General features: G+C 72.0%; 14 protein-coding genes. 7 read left to right on the top strand and 7 right to left on the bottom strand.

Annotated features, from left to right (window positions below):
- Window positions 1-37 precede the first annotated feature (37 nt).
- Window positions 38-1,087 (bottom strand): endonuclease/exonuclease/phosphatase family protein, encoded by a 1,050-nt coding sequence (locus ABTX18_RS29540; protein ID WP_352125825.1) that lies wholly within the window; start codon window positions 1,085-1,087, stop codon window positions 38-40.
- A 186-nt stretch (window positions 1,088-1,273) separates the two neighbouring features.
- Between ABTX18_RS29540 and ABTX18_RS29535 the strand changes: the two genes are divergently transcribed.
- Entirely contained in the window at window positions 1,274-2,692 is a 1,419-nt protein-coding gene (locus ABTX18_RS29535) for a collagen-binding domain-containing protein (RefSeq protein ID WP_352125824.1), read from the top strand.
- A 19-nt stretch (window positions 2,693-2,711) separates the two neighbouring features.
- On the opposite strand, the gene ABTX18_RS29530 is transcribed toward ABTX18_RS29535, so the two are convergent.
- On the bottom strand, window positions 2,712-3,212 hold the full coding sequence (locus ABTX18_RS29530; protein WP_352125823.1) for a DNA gyrase inhibitor YacG: 501 nt from the start codon (window positions 3,210-3,212) through the stop codon (window positions 2,712-2,714).
- A gap of 191 nt (window positions 3,213-3,403) precedes the next feature.
- Between ABTX18_RS29530 and ABTX18_RS29525 the strand changes: the two genes are divergently transcribed.
- Complete coding sequence (locus tag ABTX18_RS29525) at window positions 3,404-5,188, top strand: serine/threonine-protein kinase (RefSeq protein ID WP_352125822.1); 1,785 nt, start codon at window positions 3,404-3,406, stop codon at window positions 5,186-5,188.
- 64 nt (window positions 5,189-5,252) lie between these two features.
- Window positions 5,253-6,248, top strand: a complete 996-nt coding sequence (locus ABTX18_RS29520) for an aldo/keto reductase (protein WP_352125821.1) — start codon at window positions 5,253-5,255, stop codon at window positions 6,246-6,248.
- A gap of 339 nt (window positions 6,249-6,587) precedes the next feature.
- Here ABTX18_RS29520 and thpR read toward each other — a convergent pair whose 3' ends face one another.
- Window positions 6,588-7,151, bottom strand: a complete 564-nt coding sequence (thpR, locus tag ABTX18_RS29515; RefSeq protein WP_352125820.1) for an RNA 2',3'-cyclic phosphodiesterase — start codon at window positions 7,149-7,151, stop codon at window positions 6,588-6,590.
- 101 nt (window positions 7,152-7,252) lie between these two features.
- On the opposite strand from thpR, the gene ABTX18_RS29510 reads away from it, so the two are divergent.
- Window positions 7,253-7,837: a Uma2 family endonuclease gene (locus ABTX18_RS29510; protein ID WP_352125819.1), complete on the top strand. Its 585-nt coding sequence runs from the start codon at window positions 7,253-7,255 to the stop codon at window positions 7,835-7,837.
- 65 nt (window positions 7,838-7,902) lie between these two features.
- Here the strand turns inward: ABTX18_RS29510 and ABTX18_RS29505 are convergent, their stop codons facing one another.
- The gene (locus tag ABTX18_RS29505; protein ID WP_352125818.1) at window positions 7,903-9,237 is read right to left on the bottom strand and encodes an MFS transporter; all 1,335 of its coding nucleotides are present in this window, start codon (window positions 9,235-9,237) and stop codon (window positions 7,903-7,905) included.
- 95 nt (window positions 9,238-9,332) lie between these two features.
- A complete protein-coding gene (locus ABTX18_RS29500) occupies window positions 9,333-9,773 on the bottom strand; it encodes a MarR family winged helix-turn-helix transcriptional regulator (protein WP_136328961.1) in 441 nt (146 codons plus the stop codon).
- A gap of 141 nt (window positions 9,774-9,914) precedes the next feature.
- Here ABTX18_RS29500 and ABTX18_RS29495 point away from each other — a divergent pair, with 141 nt between their 5' ends.
- Window positions 9,915-10,121 carry a ribbon-helix-helix protein, CopG family gene (locus ABTX18_RS29495; RefSeq protein WP_352125817.1) on the top strand — a complete coding sequence of 69 codons (207 nt, stop codon included), beginning with the start codon at window positions 9,915-9,917 and terminating at the stop codon, window positions 10,119-10,121.
- Window positions 10,122-10,171: 50 nt separating this feature from the next.
- On the opposite strand, the gene ABTX18_RS29490 is transcribed toward ABTX18_RS29495, so the two are convergent.
- Window positions 10,172-11,626 (bottom strand): NCS2 family permease, encoded by a 1,455-nt coding sequence (locus ABTX18_RS29490; protein ID WP_352125816.1) that lies wholly within the window; start codon window positions 11,624-11,626, stop codon window positions 10,172-10,174.
- 210 nt (window positions 11,627-11,836) lie between these two features.
- On the opposite strand from ABTX18_RS29490, the gene ABTX18_RS29485 reads away from it, so the two are divergent.
- Window positions 11,837-12,151, top strand: coding sequence for a DUF2530 domain-containing protein (locus tag ABTX18_RS29485; protein ID WP_352125815.1), 315 nt, complete (start codon window positions 11,837-11,839; stop codon window positions 12,149-12,151).
- Between the two features lie 113 nt (window positions 12,152-12,264).
- Window positions 12,265-14,748 (top strand): HAD-IC family P-type ATPase, encoded by a 2,484-nt coding sequence (locus tag ABTX18_RS29480; RefSeq protein ID WP_352125814.1) that lies wholly within the window; start codon window positions 12,265-12,267, stop codon window positions 14,746-14,748.
- Between the two features lie 13 nt (window positions 14,749-14,761).
- Here ABTX18_RS29480 and ABTX18_RS29475 read toward each other — a convergent pair whose 3' ends face one another.
- The gene (locus ABTX18_RS29475) at window positions 14,762-17,968 is read right to left on the bottom strand and encodes a sacsin N-terminal ATP-binding-like domain-containing protein (protein ID WP_352125813.1); all 3,207 of its coding nucleotides are present in this window, start codon (window positions 17,966-17,968) and stop codon (window positions 14,762-14,764) included.
- Between the last annotated feature and the right edge of the window lie 166 nt (window positions 17,969-18,134).

The raw sequence follows: 18,134 nt of genomic DNA, 5'->3' as shown, positions 1-18,134 counted from the left end.
CACACGGGCGGGGGCCGGGGGCCGGGCCGGTACTCGCTCAGGCCAGTGTGACCCGGGCGGTGATCGGCAGGTGGTCGCTGCCCGTCGCGGGCAGCGTGTGGATGCGGCCGACCGTCGCCGAGCGGGCCAGGATCTGGTCGATCCGGGCCAGGGGGAAGGACGCGGGGAAGCTGAACGCGAAGCCGCGCTCCGAGACGTTCAGCTGTGAGGTCAGCGGGGACAGGCCGCGGTCGTCGACCGTGCTGTTGAGGTCGCCCAGCACGATGACCTTGGCCACCGTCTCGGCAGCGACCGCCCTGCCCAGCAGGTGGGCGCTCTCGTCCCGCCAGGCGGACGCGAATCCGCTCGCTCCGACGCGTACCGAGGGCAAATGGGCGACATAGGCGGCGACTTCGCCCTGCGGGGTGTGGACCACGGTACGCAGGCCGCGGCTCCAGCCCTCCTCGATCCCCTTGGGCTTGATGTCCACCGCGCGCGCGTCGGAGAGCGGATGCTTCGACCAGATCCCGACCGTCCCCCGGACCTCGTGGAACCGGAAGTCCGGGGCGAGGACCTTCTCGTACGCGGGAAGCGCGGCCGGGACCAGCTCCTCCAGCGCGATCAGGTCCGGTTCCGCCTCGGCCAGAGCGCGGGCCGTGCCCGCCGGGTCCGGGTTCACGTCGCTCACGTTGTGCTGCACCACGACGAGGTCACGCGATCCCGCATCCGGTGCGGCGAGGAACAGTCCCCCGAACGCGTACGCCCACGCCGTGCACGGCAGAAGCAGGGACAGCAGCGCCGTGGCCGAGCGGCGCAACAGGGCGCAGGCGAGCAGGGGGACGACCGCGAGGCCGAGCCAGGGCAGGAACGCCTCCAGCAGACTCCCCAGGTGGCCGGGGTGGTTGGGGACCATACCGGGGAACGCGAGCAGGAGTGCCGTGAGGAGAGCGAGTACGGCGATCACCCGGCCTCGCGTCCAGCACCCGGGGCGCTCCCATGCCCGGCGGAGGATGCCGGTCTTCGGTGCCGCGCTGTCCGCAGCGGCCGCGCTATCCGCAGCAGTCGCGCTGTCCGCAGGGGCCGTGCCGCTGTCCGTCCGCTCCGCCATGATGTCCCGTACGCCCCGTCCACTCGTTGACCTTGCTTTCGAGGACGGGCTGCCAGGCCGCACAGTTCCCATCGGCAAACGGCACATGCCAACCGGGGGCCAGTGGGAGCAGCGCGGCGACCGTGCGGGTGACCCCGCGGCCTCGTCGTCCGGTACGGGCCGACCATCACATTTACGTTCTCCCGCATGAAACGCACCACTCTCGCCGCCGCGACCGTCTGTGTCCTGTGCCTGGCCTCCGCCGTCCCCGCTGCCGCCGACTACTCGGGCAACCCGCTGGCCGGGGACAACGGCTTCGGCGTGCTGGTCCAGGACGACGCCCTCCTGGGCAGCACCGAGACCGAGGGTTCGGTGGCCATCGGCGGAAACCTGTCCTACGGCCCCGGGTACAACGTCGCGCTGCACACCCCCGGCACGTTCACCGCACCCGGTGACGACCGCCCGACCGCGCTGCTCGTGGGCGGCAGGGTCGACTACACCGGGACCTCACCGCAGGGTGTGCTGAAGGTCCTCAACGACGGCTATGTGAAGATCGGCGACCCGACGGGGTCGTCCGTCCTGACCCAGGACGCCAACAACGCCGACGTCAACACCCAGGTTGTCGAGGGCGGGGCCCCGTACAACTCGCTGCCACGGATCGAGACGACCGTCCGCCAGCCCGCCGATTCGGTCACCGACACCACGGGGCTGCCCGACCTCGACACGCTGTTCGCGACCTACCGGGACCGCTCCGACGCGATCGACACCTGCGACACCAACGTCGTGCTGCGGGACGCCGCCGGAAACCCCCTGCCCGACCAGACCGGCTTCCCGGCCGGCACGAGCGCGCACGTCATCCTCACCGAGGGGGAGACGAACGTGCTGCGCCTGACCGGTGAGCAGCTGAACAACCTCTCCGAGATCACCTTCGACACCCCGCCGACGGCGTCGACGCCGTTCGTGGTCGACGTCGACACGACGGGTACGGACGGTGTGTTCGTCTGGCACATGCCCAACCTCGCCGGGGCGTCCGGCGAGCAGGCGCCGTACATGCTGTGGAACTTCCCCGACGCCACCGACATCACCATGGCGGACGGCGACTCCCTGGAAGGCACCGTGTTCGCGCCCCGGGCCCATCTCACGGACCTCGACCCCGCCAACATCGAGGGCTCGATCGTGGTGCGGGAGCTGACGGCGGGGCCGCTCAGCGAGGACGGCACGTCCTCCGTGAACGCGGGCGAGATCCACCAGTTCCCGTTCGCCACCGACATCGACTGCGAGGGCGACGAGTCCCCCTCGCCGACGCCCACACCCACGGACCCGACGCCGACACCGACGCCGACCGAACCGACGCCCACTCCGACCGAGCCCACGCCGACACCCACCGAGCCGACACCCACACCCACCGGACACACACCCGCACCCCCCGAGCCCACACCCACGCCTTCCTACACGCACGGCCGCCCCACCCCGCCGCCCGGCCACGGCGGACACGACCACCACAGGCCGGGCGGCGGGCTCGCCGACACGGGTGCGTCCACCGCCCTCTTCGCGTCGAGCGGGGCCCTGCTCCTCGTCGCCACCGGTCTCCTCCTCCTGGGACGGCGGCGCAGGCCCCAGCACTGACACCCGTTGACGGGCAGGGTCAGCGGCCCGGGAAGCGTTCCCCGCACTCGCTGCAGAACTTGGGTGCGGATTCCTGCGACATACGGCCGCACTCGGGGCAGACCCGGTCCAGCGCGCAGGGCGCCTCGCCTCCCTCGTACGTCACCGCGGAAGCCGGCGCGCGCTTGATCGCGAGACCCGGACGGCGGCGGTGCACCGTGAGGTAGGCGAGGCCGTCCGGGCCCGCGGCCAGCGAGCGGCGCGAGGTGCGCGGAAGCCACATGACCGTGGTCGGGCTCAGGGTGAGGGGGGCGCCGCCCCCGCCCGGGGTGAGGCGGCCGCTGCCTTCGAGGACCACCAGGAGGACGTCCAGCACGTCCTCCTGGTGCTCCCCCACCTCAACGCCCGGCGGAAGCCGGACCAGGTTGGCGTCCAATTCGCGGCCTTGGCGGTCGAGTTGCCAGAGGGCTCCGCGGTCGTCGGGAGCTGCGGCGGCGAGCAGTTCGCCGAGTACGGCCAGTACCTCGGGAGTGGAAGTCACGGGCCCAGGCTACGCCGCGGAACACCAGGTCACAGGGTGCCCGGAACCTCCGTGAACCCGGCTCCCGCGCGGAGCGGACGGTGGTCGAGTACGCGGATCACTCGGGCCGGTACGGAGATGTGAGGGTCGTCCGGGCACCCGGCGGGTCATCATGTACGGGGCATGCGGAACGACTTGGGCGGGGGCGACCTATGCGTGGCGAGATTCTCGACGGACGGTACCGGCTGACGGAACCCGTGGGTTCCGGCGGAATGGGCCGGGTCTGGCTGGCCGAGGACGAACGCATCGGGCGCAAGGTCGCGGTCAAGGTCCTCTCCCGCATCGACGAGGACACCTCGGCGACCCGCTTCGCCCGCGAGGCCCGGGTCGTCGGCGGGCTGTCGAGCCCGCACATCGTCACCCTGCACGACTTCGGCGAGGCGCAGGTGGCGGGGGAACGCGTGCTGTACCTCGTCATGGAGCACCTCCAGGGCCGGGACCTCGGCGCCGTACTGAAGAGCCGCGAGCCGGAACTCCCCTCGGTGGAGGAGGTGATGGGCTGGGGTGTCGCGATCTGCGCGGGGCTGGAGACGGCGCACCGGGCGGGCATCGTGCACCGCGACATCAAGCCGGCCAACATCCTGCTCACCGAGGACGGCACCATCAAGATCCTCGACTTCGGGATCGCGCGGATGCTGTCGACCGCCGCCGCGATGACCCGCACCGATCTGACCGCCGCCGGCTTCGTGATCGGCACCCCGCTGTACATGTCGCCGGAGCAGATACGGGCGCCCGACGTCCTGGACAGCCGCAGCGATCTGTACTCCCTCGGCTGTCTGCTCCACACCCTGCTCACGGGCGGGCCGCCGTTCACCGGCGCCGGTACGGCCGTCCTGGCCCAGCACCTCGGCGACATCCCGGAGCCGCCGAGCGCCCGGCGTACGGATCTGGCGGGGTTCGGCCGGCTCGACGCGATCGTCCTGCGGCTGCTCGCCAAGGAGCCGGGTGAGCGGCCCGGGGACGCGGCGGAGACCGCCGCCCTGTTACGGGCCGCGATCGCGGCCGGACCGGCACCCGGACCGACTGCCGCACCGGCACCCGCATCCGCGCCCGCCACCGCACCGCCATCCGCATCCGCCGCCGCACCGCCACCCGCACCCGCACCGCCATCCGCACCGGACACGCCCCGCCCGGCCCCTCCGGACCTCACCCCCACCGTCCTGGGCTCAGTCCCCCACTCCACGGCCCCGGCCCCGGCCTCACCCGCGCCCACGCCCACGCCCACACCCGATCCACCGGCCCCCTGGCCCGCGACCCCGCCCACCGTCCCCTTCCAGCCGCCGCCCGCGTACCCCCACCCCCTGCCCGGCGGCCCGCAGCCGGTCACCGCGCCCCAGCGGCTGCGCATCGCAGGGCCGGGGTCGCGCGACGGGGTGGTCTCCACCCGGACCGTGGCGGCCACCTGGCTCGCCGGGGCCGGTACGGCACTGGTCACGGCCCTCCTGGTGGCCACGTGCTCACCGGCCGGCACGGAAGGGGTGCTCGCCGGCGCCGCCCTCGGGGCTCTGCTGGGCATGGCGGGAGCCCAGGGGTTCACCAACATGTTCGACCCGCAGGACAAGTCGCTGTTCACCCGGCTCGTCTCCGCGCTGCTGCTCGCCCTTCCGCTCGGCGCGGGCGGCGCGGCCCTCGATCACACGGCCACGGACGAGTTCTCCGGGCGCTTCGTCGTCATCGCGTTCGCGGCCTGCGTCGCCGCACTGACGGTGGGCGTACTGATCGCGGACCAGCTCGTCACCCGGCTCCGCCTCTCGCCGCGCGCGGCGCTGATCCTCTCCATGAGCGGCTGGATCAACGGCGTCGCCGCCTGGGCGGTGCTCGCCTACCGCAGCCCGCTCGAGACCATCGGCGCGGTGCCGGTGGCCTGCGGCATCTGGCTCGTCACCGCCGCGGTGCTGGGCCGCGTCCTGGCGCCCCTGCGGCGGCGGACGGGGTGAACCGGTCTCCGCCCCGGAGATCCACCCTTGCTTCGAGCGGACTCCAAGGCGTTGGCTTGTCCCCATGAAGTACACGCAGCTCGGACGCACCGGACTCAAGGTCAGCCGCCTCGTCCTGGGGACGATGAACTTCGGCCCCCAGACCAACGAGAGCGACAGTCACACGCTCATGGACGCCGCCCTGGACGCGGGCGTCAACTTCTTCGACACCGCGAACGTCTACGGGTGGGGCGAGAACAAGGGCCGCACCGAGGAGATCCTCGGCACCTGGTTCGCGCAGGGCGGCGACCGCCGCGACAAGGTCGTGCTCGCCACCAAGGTCTACGGCAACATGGGCGCCGACGGCGAGGCGTGGCCCAACCACGACAAGCTGTCCGCCCTCAACATCCGCCGGGCCGTCGACGCCAGCCTGAAGCGGCTGCAGACGGACCACATCGACCTGTACCAGTTCCACCACGTCGACCGGGCCACCCCGATCGACGAGATCTGGCAGGCCATCGACGTACTGATCCAGCAGGGCAAGATCCTCTACGCGGGCTCGTCCAACTTCTCCGGCTACAAGATCGCCCAGGCCAACGAGCGGGCGCGGCAGCGGGGCAGCTACGGGCTGGTCAGCGAGCAGTGCATCTACAACCTGATGGAGCGCGGCGCCGAGATGGAGGTCATCCCGGCCTCCCAGGAGTACGGCCTGGGGGTCATCCCCTGGTCGCCGCTGCACGGCGGGCTGCTCGGCGGCGCGCTCCGCAAGGAGCGGGACGGCGGCGGCGCCCGGTCCGTCTCGGGCCGCTCGGGCGAGGCGCTGGCCGACCCGAAGGTGCGGGAGCGGGTGCAGGCGTACGAGGACCTGCTGGACAAGCACGGCCTGGAGCCCGGCGAGGTGGGCCTGGCCTGGCTGCTGACCCGGCCCGGCGTCACCGGGCCGATCTCGGGTCCTCGGACGCGGGAACAGCTCGACTCCGCGCTGCGCGCGGTGGAGCTGGAGCTCTCGGAGGAGGTGCTGGGCGCGCTGGAGGAGATCTTCCCCGGCCCGGGCCCGTCGCCGGAGAACTTCGCCTGGTAGGAACCGGCCTCGCGCGGCCGTCCCCGGCGGGCTGATCAGCCGAGGGCGGCCGCCGCTGCCACAACGACGAACATCAGCACGAGCACGGCCGCCATAATGCGGTTTCTGGTCTTCGGGTCCACCCCACGAGCGTAACCGCCCCGCCCACCGCCCCGGCCGCCAGGCTCGTGCCACCTGCCGCGGCCGGCCTGTCGGACGAGAGCGTGCGGGCCGTGGTGGGTCTGGGGTCCGCAGTGGCGCTGTGGGTGTCCGCGTACCACGTGGCCGTGAAGGGCTGAGCAACGCACCTCCGGGGGCGGACTTCGCCGCCTCCCTGCTGCCGCGCACACGGCCCCGCGCTCACCGCCCCAGCGGCCAGGCCCGCACCACGTCGTACCGGGGCTGCTCCCCCGGCACCCCGTCCACCGGAAGTCTGCTGCGTACGAGGCTGAGCTCCCCGGCCTCCCAGTGCAGCCCCTCGAATTCCCCCAGGGCCGCGGTGAACGGGGTGAGGTCGGCCGGGACGCGGCTGCGGGCCAGGGTGAGGTGCGGGGCGTAGCGGCGGTGCTCCTCCATCGGCACCCCGGCCCGGCGGCCGGCGGCGTGCGCGCGCTCGGCCAGCAGCCGCAGCGTGTCGAGCCCTCCCGCGGCCCCCGCCCACAGCGCCCGCCCGTCGAACCGGCCGGCCCCGTGGATCCGCAGGGGCAACGGCTCGGTCCGGTGCGCGGCTCGCTCCAGCCGGCTGTACAGGTCCGGCAGCAGCTCCTCGTCGACGTCCCCGAAGAAGGCCAGCGTGTAGTGCCAGCCGGCCGTCCCGGTCCACCGCAGCGTGTCGGCGCCGGGCAGCGAACGCAGAGGGACCACCGCACGGCGCAGGTCCTCGATGGCGGGAACCGGTGGCAGGACGGCGGCGAAGAGTCTCATGCGCCGAGTCTGTCAGCCCCCCGGCGTGCCCTGCGCCCCGTGAGTATCGTTGTACTACGCGGCTGCCCGCGCCCGTGCGGCAGCGAGGAGGAGCGGGCACGATGACCGTCGTGGACACCGACAGGATCGAGATGGCCGACACCAGCGACGAGCGCACTCTGGACATGATGTTCGAGTGGCTTGAGCCCACCCCCGAGGGATTCAAGGTAGAGATCGTCGAGGGGAACATCTACATGTCGCCGCAACGGCGCACGCACTGGCAGATCATTCTCGACCTCGTCGAGCAGTTGCGCGCCAGGTACCCCAGGGAACAGCTGATGTCCGACGTCCGCATCGACTTCCCCGGGCGGCTCAACGGCTTCGCCTCCGATGTCGTGGCCCTGGCCGAGGGGTCGGCGCCGGCCGCCAACGGCCACTGCCGCTACCAGGACATCGAGTTCGTGGCCGAGGTGATCTCCAAGCAGACCGCGGCCAACGACTACGGCTCGAAGAAGGCCACCTATGCCACCGCGGGCGTTCCGGTGTACGTCATCGTCGACCCGTACACCGGCAAGTGGCACCTCCACACGCTCCCGAAGGACGACGAGTACCGCGGGACGCTGAGCTTCGATTTCGGCACGCCGATCGACCTCACCGCGACCGTCGTCGGCCTCACCCTGGAGACCGGCGGCTTCCCCCGCGACTGACGCCCCCTGCGCGTACGGCCCCGCCCGAGTCCCGGGCGGGGCCGTAGCACGGCGGCAGGCGGCTCTCAGGCCGCGGTCGCCAGTTGCTCGCGGGGGACGAACCGCACGTGCGGGCGGCCCGGTCGCAGGTCGACCTTGAGGCGCAGGCCGCCGACGCGGGCCAGCATGAAGCCGACGCCGAGCGCGGCCACCAGGGAGAACGCCCCGCCGACCGCCATGCCGGTCCGGGCGCCGTACGCGTCGCTGATCCAGCCGACGATCGGGGCGCCCACCGGCGTACCGCCGGCGAAGACCATCATGTACAGGCTCATCACCCGGCCACGCATCTCCGGGTCCGAAGCCATCTGCACGCTGGTGTTCGCGCTGATGTTGGTCGTCAGGCCGATCATGCCGATCGGGACGAGCAGGACCGCGAAGATCCATACGGACGGCGCCAGGGAGGCGACGATCTCCAGCACACCGAAGGCCGTACCGGCGGCGACCAGCATCCGCAGCCGCGAGGAGCGGCGGCGGGCGGCGAGGAGCGCGCCGGCGAGGGAGCCGGCCGCCATGAGGATGTTGAAGAACGAGTACATCCCGGCGCCGCCGTGGAAGATCTCGTCCGCGAAGGCCGTCAGCCAGATCGGGAAGTTGAATCCGAACGTGCCGACGAAGCCGACGAGGACGATCGGCCAGATGAGCTCCGGGCGCCCGGAGACGTAACGCAGTCCCTCACGGAGCTGTCCCTTGGCCCGGGGGACGACGACGGCCTTGTGCAGCTCGCTCGTACGCATCATCAGCAGGCCGACGAGGGGTGCGAGGAACGACAGGCCGTTGAACATGAACGCCCAGCCGCTGCCGACGGAGGTGATCAGCACGCCCGCGACGGCGGGGCCGACGAGCCGGGCGGACTGGAAGTTCGCCGAGTTCAGGCTGACCGCGTTCCGCAGCTGGGCGGGGCCGACCATCTCGGAGACGAACGCCTGGCGGGCCGGGTTGTCCACGACCGTGACCATGCCGAGCAGGAAGGCGATCAGGTAGACGTGCCACACCTCGACCATGCCGGAGAGCGTGAGGACGGCGAGCGCGATCCCGCACAGGCCGAGTGCCGCCTGGCTGAAGAGAAGGAGCTTGCGCTTCGGGAGACGGTCGGCGATGACGCCGCCGTACAGGCCGAAGAGCAGCATGGGGAGGAACTGGAGAGCCGTCGTGATGCCGACGGCGGCGGCGGACCCGGTGAGGCTCAGAACGAGCCAGTCCTGCGTGATGCGGGACATCCAGGTGCCGGTGTTGGAGATCACGGCGCCCGTGGCGAACAGGCGGTAGTTGCGGATCTTCAGCGACGAGAAGGTCCCGCCGGGCTTGCTCTCGTGGGTGGAAGTCGGTGCGGGGGCGGAGTCTGCTCCGGATCCCGTACTCAAAAGGGTTCGCCTCCTCGGGCGTGGACAATGCGCGGGCTGACGGGGATGCGGCGGTGGGGCGGTGCGCCGGTTGCTGTCCGGCGCGGCCCGCTCCGCTACAGGTGGGCGAGCTTCTCCAGCACGGGCGCCGCGTTGCGCAGCGTCTCCCACTCGTCCTCGTCCAGGCCTTCGGCGAGGGTGGTCAGCCAGGCGTTCCGCTTGTTGCGGCTCTCGGCGAGCATGGCCTCGGCCTGCTCGGTCTGGCTGACCATCTTCTGACGACGGTCATCGGGGTGCGGTTCCAGTCTGACCAGTCCCTTGGCTTCCAGCAGCGCGACGATGCGGGTCATCGACGGCGGCTGCACATGCTCCTTGCGGGCCAGCTCACCGGGGGTGGCCGATCCGCAGCGCGCCAGTGTGGCGAGCACCGACATCTCGGTGGGGCTCAGCGACTCGTCGACGCGCTGGTGCTTGAGGCGCCGGCCGAGCAGCATGACGGCGGAACGAAGGGAGCTCACGGCGGCGGCACTGTCGCTGTCGTGGATCAGGTCAGGCATGTTGTTAGCTTAACTCATTACCTACCCTAAAGACAGCCCGTGGTACGCGCGCGGGCCAGAGCACCAATTGATCACCCAAACGAGTGAGTCGAATCCGGAAAGTCACGCGTGTCGGGCCCGCGGGACGTAACCCTGCTTGCCATGGGATCGACAGTGCTCAGCCTGCGGATAGACGGTGAGCTGCTCGACCGGCTCAAGCAGCACGCCGCCAAACGCGGAATGAGCGTCCAGGACTATGTGGTCCGGACGCTCCTTCGCGACGATTTCGACGAGCGCTTCCAGGCGGCCGTCGAGGAGACGGAGAAGTTCTACGGAGCGGAGGAGGTCACGGCCCGGGAGGTCACCTGACGGAGACCTCCCGGGCCGTGGGGCCGCTTCCGTATCCCTTCCTTCCCGGGTTACGTGAGGCCGAGCGCCGGCATCGCGTAGTAGAAGACGAAGACCGCCGACACCACATACATGGCCACCGGGACCTCACGACCGCGTCCGACGGCCAGCCGCAGCACACAGAACGTGATGAAGCCGATCCCGATGCCGTTGGTGATCGAGTACGTGAACGGCATCATGACCATCGCGAGGAAGGCCGGGATCGCGAGCGTGTAGTCGCTCCAGTCGATGTCCCGCACCGAACCCGCGATGATCAGGAAGCCGACCGCCAGCAGCGCCGGAGTGGCCGCCTGCGAGGGGACCATGGTCGCCAGCGGCGTGAGGAACAGCGCAGCCGTGAACAGCAGACCCGTGACGATGCTCGCGAAGCCGGTGCGGGCCCCCTCGCCGACGCCCGCCGTGGACTCCACGAAGCAGGTGCCCGCCGACGCGGAGCTCGCGCCGCCCGCGGCGACCGAGATGCCGTCGACGAACAGCACCTTGTTCATGCCCGGGAAGTTGCCGTCCTTGTCGGTCAGCTTCGCCTCGTCGCCGACGCCCAGGATGGTGCCCATCGCGTCGAAGAAGCACGACAGCAGCACGGTGAAGACGAACAGGATGCCGGTCAGGACGCCGACCTTGTCGAAGCCGCCGAAGAGGCTGACGTCGCCGATCAGCCCGAAGTCGGGCGAGGCGACGGGGTTGCCCGGCCACTCGGGCACGGTCAGGCCCCAGGCGGTGGCCGGCAGGTCGGTGACCGCGTCGATGATCAGCGCGACGCCCGTCATCGCCACGATGGAGATCAGGATCGCGCCCGGCACCTTGCGGACGATCAGCGAGAGCGTGAGCAGCACGCCGAGGACGAAGACCAGGACCGGCCAGCCGTTGAGGTGACCGTCGTTGCCCAGCTGGAGCGGCACGGTGGTGTGGGCGAGGTCCGGGATGCGGGAGACGAAGCCCGAGTCGACCAGGCCGATCAGCAGGATGAACAGACCGATGCCGATCGCGATGCCCTTGCGCAGCGAGGTCGGTACGGCGTTCATCACGCGTTCCCGCAGCCCGGTCGCGACGAGCAGCATGACCACGATGCCCGCGAGGACGACCATGCCCATCGCGTCGGGCCAGCTCATCCGGGGGGCGAGCTGGAGGGCGACGACGGTGTTGACGCCGAGGCCCGCGGCCAGGGCGATGGGCACGTTGCCGATGACACCCATGAGCAGGGTGGAGAACGCCGCGGTCAGCACCGTCGCGGTGACCAGCTGGCCACTGTCGAGCTGGTGGCCGTACATGTCCTTCGCGCTGCCCAGGATGATCGGGTTCAGCACGATGATGTACGCCATCGCGAAGAAGGTGGCGAAGCCGCCGCGGATCTCGCGCGCGACCGACGACCCCCGCTCGGAGATCTTGAAGAAACCGTCCAGACCACCGGTCGGCGTCGGCGACGGGGGCGGCGTGGAGTCGACCGGAGCGGTGGCCGAGGGGGACATGTATGACCTCAGTAGTCGTGCGGAGGGGAGATGAGACAGGCCTAAAACAGGTCTAAAAGTGGTCAGCTTTGGACTTTCACACGAATAATTCGAGACAGTCGTAAGCAGATTCAGTATGAATACATAAGGCGAAGATCGCTATCTCCGCGCGTAGACCCGTGCGCCGACTGGCCCGACGGCACTTATGTACGCGCCGCATACACTGGCCGCATGGCGAAGTGGACACCGAAGCACGAGGCACCCGAGCCCCTGGAGGGGCCGGTCGTCGCGACCATCACCGGCGGCACGATCCTCTGGTTCGTCCTCTTCCTGGTCCAGCTCCCGTTCTACGGCTGGTTCGACGACCACGGACACGTGTGGTGGGTGTGGACGTGTCTGGCCGGGGCCGGACTCGGACTGATCGGCATCTGGTACGTGCGGGGCCGCGACGCGGCGCTCAAGCGGGCCGCGGCGGCGGCCGACGCCTCCTCGGACACCCCTGGTCCCACGGACACCCCTGGTCCCGCCGCTGGCCCCACCGCCTGAGAGGGACGGCCCGCCCGGCCCGTACTGCCAGGGGACCATTCCCCTCCTCCCCCGGTCTGATCTTCCGGCCTCCCGGCAGGTGAACCGGACGTTCCGCCCGTACGGTCGGAACCATGACTCAGCGGGCACTCGATCCCTCCGGGGACCAGCCGACCGGTTCCTCCGGACCCCCGGCCGCCGGCCGGCCGGTGAAGATCGACGCCGGTTCCGAACTGGACCCGGTCCACCCGGTGGACCTGCCCGCCCCGGCCACCGCGCGCGGGCTGAGCGCGGCCGAGGTCGCCGAGCGGATCGCCCGGGGCGACGTCAACGACGTACCGGTGCGCTCCTCCCGGTCCGTGACCGAGATCGTCCGCGCCAACGTCTTCACCCGGTTCAACCTGATCATCGGCGTGCTCTGGGTGATCATGCTGTTCGTGGCGCCGATCCAGGACAGCCTCTTCGGCTTCGTGATCATCGCCAACACCGGCATCGGCATCGTGCAGGAGTGGCGGGCCAAGCGCACCCTGGACAGCCTCGCGGTCATCGGCGAGGCGAAACCCACGGTGCGGCGGGACGGAGTGGCCGCCGAGGTCTCGGTCTCCGAGATCGTCCTCGGCGATCTCGTCGAGCTCGGCCCCGGCGACAAGGTGATCGTGGACGGCACGGTCACCGAGGCCGACAGCCTGGAGATCGACGAGTCCCTGCTCACCGGCGAGGCCGACCCGGTACTGAAGCGGGCGGGCGACCCCGTCATGTCCGGCAGCTTCGTCGTCGCCGGCGGCGGGGCCTTCACCGCCACCAAGGTCGGCCGCGAGGCCTATGCCGCGCAGCTCGCCGAGGAGGCGTCCCGCTTCACGCTCGTCCAGTCGGAACTGCGCAGCGGCATCTCCACCATCCTCAAGTACGTCACATGGATGATGATCCCGACCGCGATCGGCCTGATCATCAGCCAGCTCGTCGTCAAGGACAACAACTTCAAGGACTCGGTCGCCCGGACCGTCGGCGGTATCGTGCCGATGATCCCGGAGGGCCTGGTCCTGCTCACCTCGGTCGCCTTCGCGATCGGGGTCGTACGGCTGGGGCGCAAGCAGTGCCTGGTGCAGGAGCTCCCCGCCATCGAGGGACTGGCCCGGGTCGACGTCGTCTGCCTGGACAAGACCGGCACCCTCACCGAGGGCGGCATGGACGTCACCGAGGTCCGCGCGCTGAACGGGGCGGACGAGGCGTACCTGCGCCGCGTGCTCGGCGCCCTCGGCGCCTCCGACCCCCGGCCCAACGCCAGCCTCCAGGCCATCATCGACACCTACCCGGTCCCCGAAGGCCAGGCGTGGGCCGTCACCGGGACACTGCCGTTCTCCTCGGCCCGCAAGTACAGCGGCGCCGCGTTCGACGAGGGCGGGGGCCGTGACTCGTCCTGGCTGCTCGGCGCCCCCGACGTACTGCTGCCCGAGGCGGACCCGGCGCTCACCGAGATCGAGCAGCTCAACGAGAAGGGCCTGCGGGTCCTGCTGCTGGCCCGGGCCCGGGGCGAACTGGACGCCCCGGGCGTCGCCGACGGGGCCCTGCCGAGCGCGCTGATCGTCCTGGAGCAGCGGCTGAGGCCCGATGCCGGGGAGACCCTCGCCTACTTCGCCGACCAGCGGGTCGCCGCGAAGGTGATCTCCGGGGACAACGCCGTCTCGGTCGGCGCCGTCGCCGCGAAGCTGGGGCTGCCGGGCGCCGAGCACCCCCTGGACGCGCGGCGGCTGCCCACCGACCCGGACGAGATGGCCACCGCCATGGAGGAGAACGCGGTCTTCGGCCGCGTCACCCCGCAGCAGAAACGGGAGATGGTCGCAGCCCTCCAGTCCCGGGGGCACACCGTCGCGATGACGGGCGACGGCGTCAACGACGTCCTCGCCCTCAAGGACGCCGACATCGGCGTCTCGATGGGCTCGGGCTCGGAGGCGACCCGGGCGGTCGCCCAGATCGTGCTGCTGAACAACAGCTTCGCGACACTGCCGTCCGTCGTCGCCGAGGGCCGCCGGGTCATCGGCAACATCACCCGGGTCGCCACCCTGTTCCTGACGAAGACCGTCTACTCGGTGCTCCTGGCCGTCCTGGTGGTCTGCTTCCAGGTCGAGTACCCGTTCCTGCCCCGCCATCTGACGCTGCTGTCGACGCTGACGATCGGCGTTCCGGCGTTCTTCCTGGCCCTGGCGCCCAACAAGGAGCGGGCGCATCCGCACTTCGTGCGCCGCGTCATGCGGTACGCGATCCCGTCGGGCACGATCGCGGCGGCCGCCACCTTCACGATGTACCTGATCGCCCGCAGCCACTACTCCGGCACGGGGGCGCTGGACGCGGAGACGAGCGCGGCCACCCTCACGCTGTTCCTGGTCTCGATGTGGGTCCTGGCGATCATCGCCCGGCCCTACACCTGGTGGCGGATCTGCCTGGTGGCGGCGATGGGCCTGGCGTTCCTGATCGTGCTCGTGGTGCCGTGGCTCCAGGACTTCTTCGCCCTGAAACTCGTGGGGACGACGATGCCGTGGACGGCCGTGGCCATCGCCGTGGTGGCCTCGGCCGCCCTGGAGTACGCCTGGCGGCTGGTGAGCCGCCGCTTTCCCGCGTAGGGCATGGCCCCCGTCAGTCGAACCAGCGGTCCCGGGCGAGTTCGTCCGTGCGGGAAGGGTCCTCCAGCAGGGCCGCGACCTCGAAGCGGCGGGGCCACTGGCCCGCCGCCCATGCCAGGCCCGCCGCGACGCCCTCCAGGGTCGAGGCGTGGACGGCACCGTCCGGGGTGCGGCGCCAGTCCAGTTCGACGCCGCCCGCGCGCAGTTCGCCGTGCTCGACGTACGTGACCGGGGTACCGGGGCCGAGCAGGACGCGCACCGGGTCCGGGACCAGGTGCTCCTCCCCTTCGCTCGTCACCTCCGCCTCGACGCTCTCGCCGAGCCGCCGGACCTGGAACAGCTCGGCCAGCTCCGCCGCGCTCGCCGGTGCGACGGGCAGCAGCGGCACGCCCGCGGTCAGCGGCAGCAGGTCCGGGGCGTCCGCGATCACCGCGTCCGCCGCGTCGACGACCCGCACCTCACCGTCGACGACCGCCCGCAACTCGTCCGGCAGCGTGACCTGCTCCGGATCGAGATCGGCGAGCGCCGTGTACAGGGAATGCAGCTGTACGGGACCGACCGGGCGGTCCTCGTCCGCGAGCCGGCCGAGCAGTTCGGCCGCCCCGCCGGGCTCGTCCAGCAACGCGGCGACCGAGGTCCGTACGCCGAGCGCGCGCAGCACCTGCGCGTCGTCGAAGCCGGTCGCGTCGACGGAGTCGTACAGGCCCGCCAGACGCGGGTCCCCGCCATGGGCGCGCAGACCGGCCGGGCGGCGGCCGTCCAGCACCGGGTGATCGCGCAGCCACCAGGCGGTGTACGGGCGAACGGACTGCGTCGTGCCGTCCGGGAGCAGCACCCGCACCGGCTGGGTCAGCGCGTCCCGCAGCGGCGGCCTCGCCAGGAGGGCGAGCGCCTGGGGCCAGGCGTCGTCGTCGACGAGGTCGAGGTCGCGGACGGCGACGATCTCGGTGGCGACCGGCGGCACCGGGGTGTCCGGGAGCTGATCGAGGATGTCCTCGCACCACACGTCGACGGCGTCGAGCAGTCCGGCGTCGTCGGGTTCGGCGAAGTCCGTGTCGCGGGGCTCGAGTTCGTCCGGGTCCAGAACCACGTCGGTGGCCCGGACCAGGGCGAAGGTGGCGAGCACCCCGCAGGCGGTGAGCGGCTGTTCGCCCCAGCGCTCGGCCAGGTCCGCGTCGCAGTGGGCGAGTTCGCCCTCGCGCATGACGGCGGCGAACGGGCTGCCGGGCAGCACCAGTTCACCCGCCGGCGCCGGCTCGCCGTCCTCGTCGGGCAGGGCGAGCGCGCCGAGCCAGGGCTCGTCACCGGGCGCCAGGTCGGCGTCCCGGACCAGGGTGAGGACGGTCTCGACGAGTTCGTCGCCGTCCAGCGCGTCCTCGTCCCAGATCTCGCCCGCGTCCAGCGAACCGGCGACGGCGGCCCGCACCTGCGGGGTCGTCAGCACGGCACGCGGTGTGGCGGGCAGGGCGCCCAGCTTCTCCAGGAGCGGGTGCGCGGCGTCCGGATGCGCGACCTTCAGCCCGAGCCGGCCGAGCCGCTCCAGGACGGGCCCGGTCAGCGCGTCGGGCAGCGGGAGCAGGACCTGCCGGGGCCCGATCGTCGTACGCGGAACGAGCGGGGCCTCCGGGCCCGGCCCCTTGGACACCGTCCCGGCCAGCGGCACCGGCAGGCCCGACAGCCGGTCCGGCTCGACCCCGGCCAGGCTGTCGTACAGCCGCCGCCACCAACCGGGGTCGCGCTCCAGACCCGCGAGCCGGTCGATCGCCTCGGTCAGCGGCAGCCGGGCGACGCCGAGCGTCCGCAGTTCGCTGCGGCGCTCAAGACCCGCGGGCAGCAGGCAGGGCAGCACTTCCGCCAGCACGGCGACCGTCCCGGCCCCGACACCCTCCAGCACCTCGGCCTCCATGGGCCGCAGCGCGGTGGTCGCCTTGCGGGCGCTCCCCGTCCCCGCGTCCCAGTCGTCCCACCGGTCGGGCTCGGCGGCGGGGTCGCGCGGGGCGGCCGGTTCCAGGAACGCGACGCGCGGCAGCCGCTCCAGTACGGCGCCCCGCAGCGCTCCGTCCAGTCCGCCCTTGCCGAGCGGACCCGGCACGAGCCCGATGGTGGCGACGGTCACCGGCTGCCAGTCGGCGAGCAGTTCCGCGTACGCGTCGGCCGCGCGCTGCACCAGGAAGTCGGTGAGCGGGCCGGGCGCGGGATGCCGGCGGGTGGTGTCCAGCGGCAGCGAGGCGATGAGCAGCGCGGGAATGCCGAGCGGTTCGTCGGTGGGCGTCGGCGCGTGCACAACGGGGGCGGTACGGGGGTGGACCGGGGCGCCCTCCGCGTCCACGGGCACCGCCCACGTCACCGACCAGTGCGGGCGCAGCCGTTCCTCCAGCGGCCGGTCGGCGAGCAGGGCGGGCTCGACGGGTCCGTGGTGGGCGACGGTCCGCCAGCGGTTCGTGCCGTGCGCGGAGTCCTCGATGTGCGTGTACGGGCCGTGCTGCGAGCGGCGCAACGTCCGTACGGTGTCCGGGGTCTCCACGACGATCTCTTCGAGACCGGCCAGGGTGAGGAGCAGCGCGTCGTCGACGGCGCCGAGCAGCCGGCCGACCAGGTCCTCGGCGACACCGTCGCGCAACGGCAGGACGACGACGGTGTCGTAGCCGTCGGGGGCGGTGCCCTCGGCGGGCAGCGGAAGCCGCAGCAGCGGTACGTGGCCGTCCCGGCGGCGCAGTTCGTCGCCGAGCCCGGGGCTGCCGCCGGCTGCCTCACGGGCGAGGTCCCGGGCCTCGGCGAGGGACCAGCGCACGCCGCCGTGCCGGCCGACGACGGCCGGTTCGTCGCTCACCGCGAGCACGGCGGCGAACCCGACGCCGAACCTGCCGACGGCCCCGTCATGGCCCTCGCGCTTGGCGGACGCCCGCAGCGTGGACAGCGACTCGACGCCGGAGGCGTCCAGGGGCGCGCCCGTGTTCGCGGCGGCGAGCACGGCGGGGGCGGCGCCGTTCGCCGGGTGCAGGGTCAGGCGGAGCCGGCCGGGTACGTGGGCGCGGGCCGCGGCGTCGGCGGCGTTCTGGGCCAGCTCGACGACGAGGCGGTCGCGGTAGCCGCCGAGCGCGAGGTCCTCCTCGGCGTTGGCGTCCTCCCGGAACCGGGCGGGGCCGGCGCCCCAGGCATCGAGCACGCCGCGTCGCAGCCGCGCGGTTCCGAACGGGTCGGCCCGCTCCGTCGCATCCATGCGTCTCCCTTGTCCGTGGTCGGTACTTGTACCCCGCGCTGCCCAGTGTGCGCTTCCCGGTCCGGGGTGCGGGCCCCCTCGCGGGGTTGCCCCGGTCCGGGGCGCGGGGTTCCGTCCTCAATCGCCGGACGGGCTTTTTGTGCGGGTGCTCCGCGTTGCGCGGGGC

Origin of the sequence: Streptomyces sp. NPDC096323, assembly GCF_040302845.1 — a bacterium.
Lineage (GTDB): Bacteria > Actinomycetota > Actinomycetes > Streptomycetales > Streptomycetaceae > Streptomyces.
The sequence above is the reverse complement of the archived record's forward strand: the minus strand, read 5'-3'. Positions and strand labels throughout refer to the sequence as shown.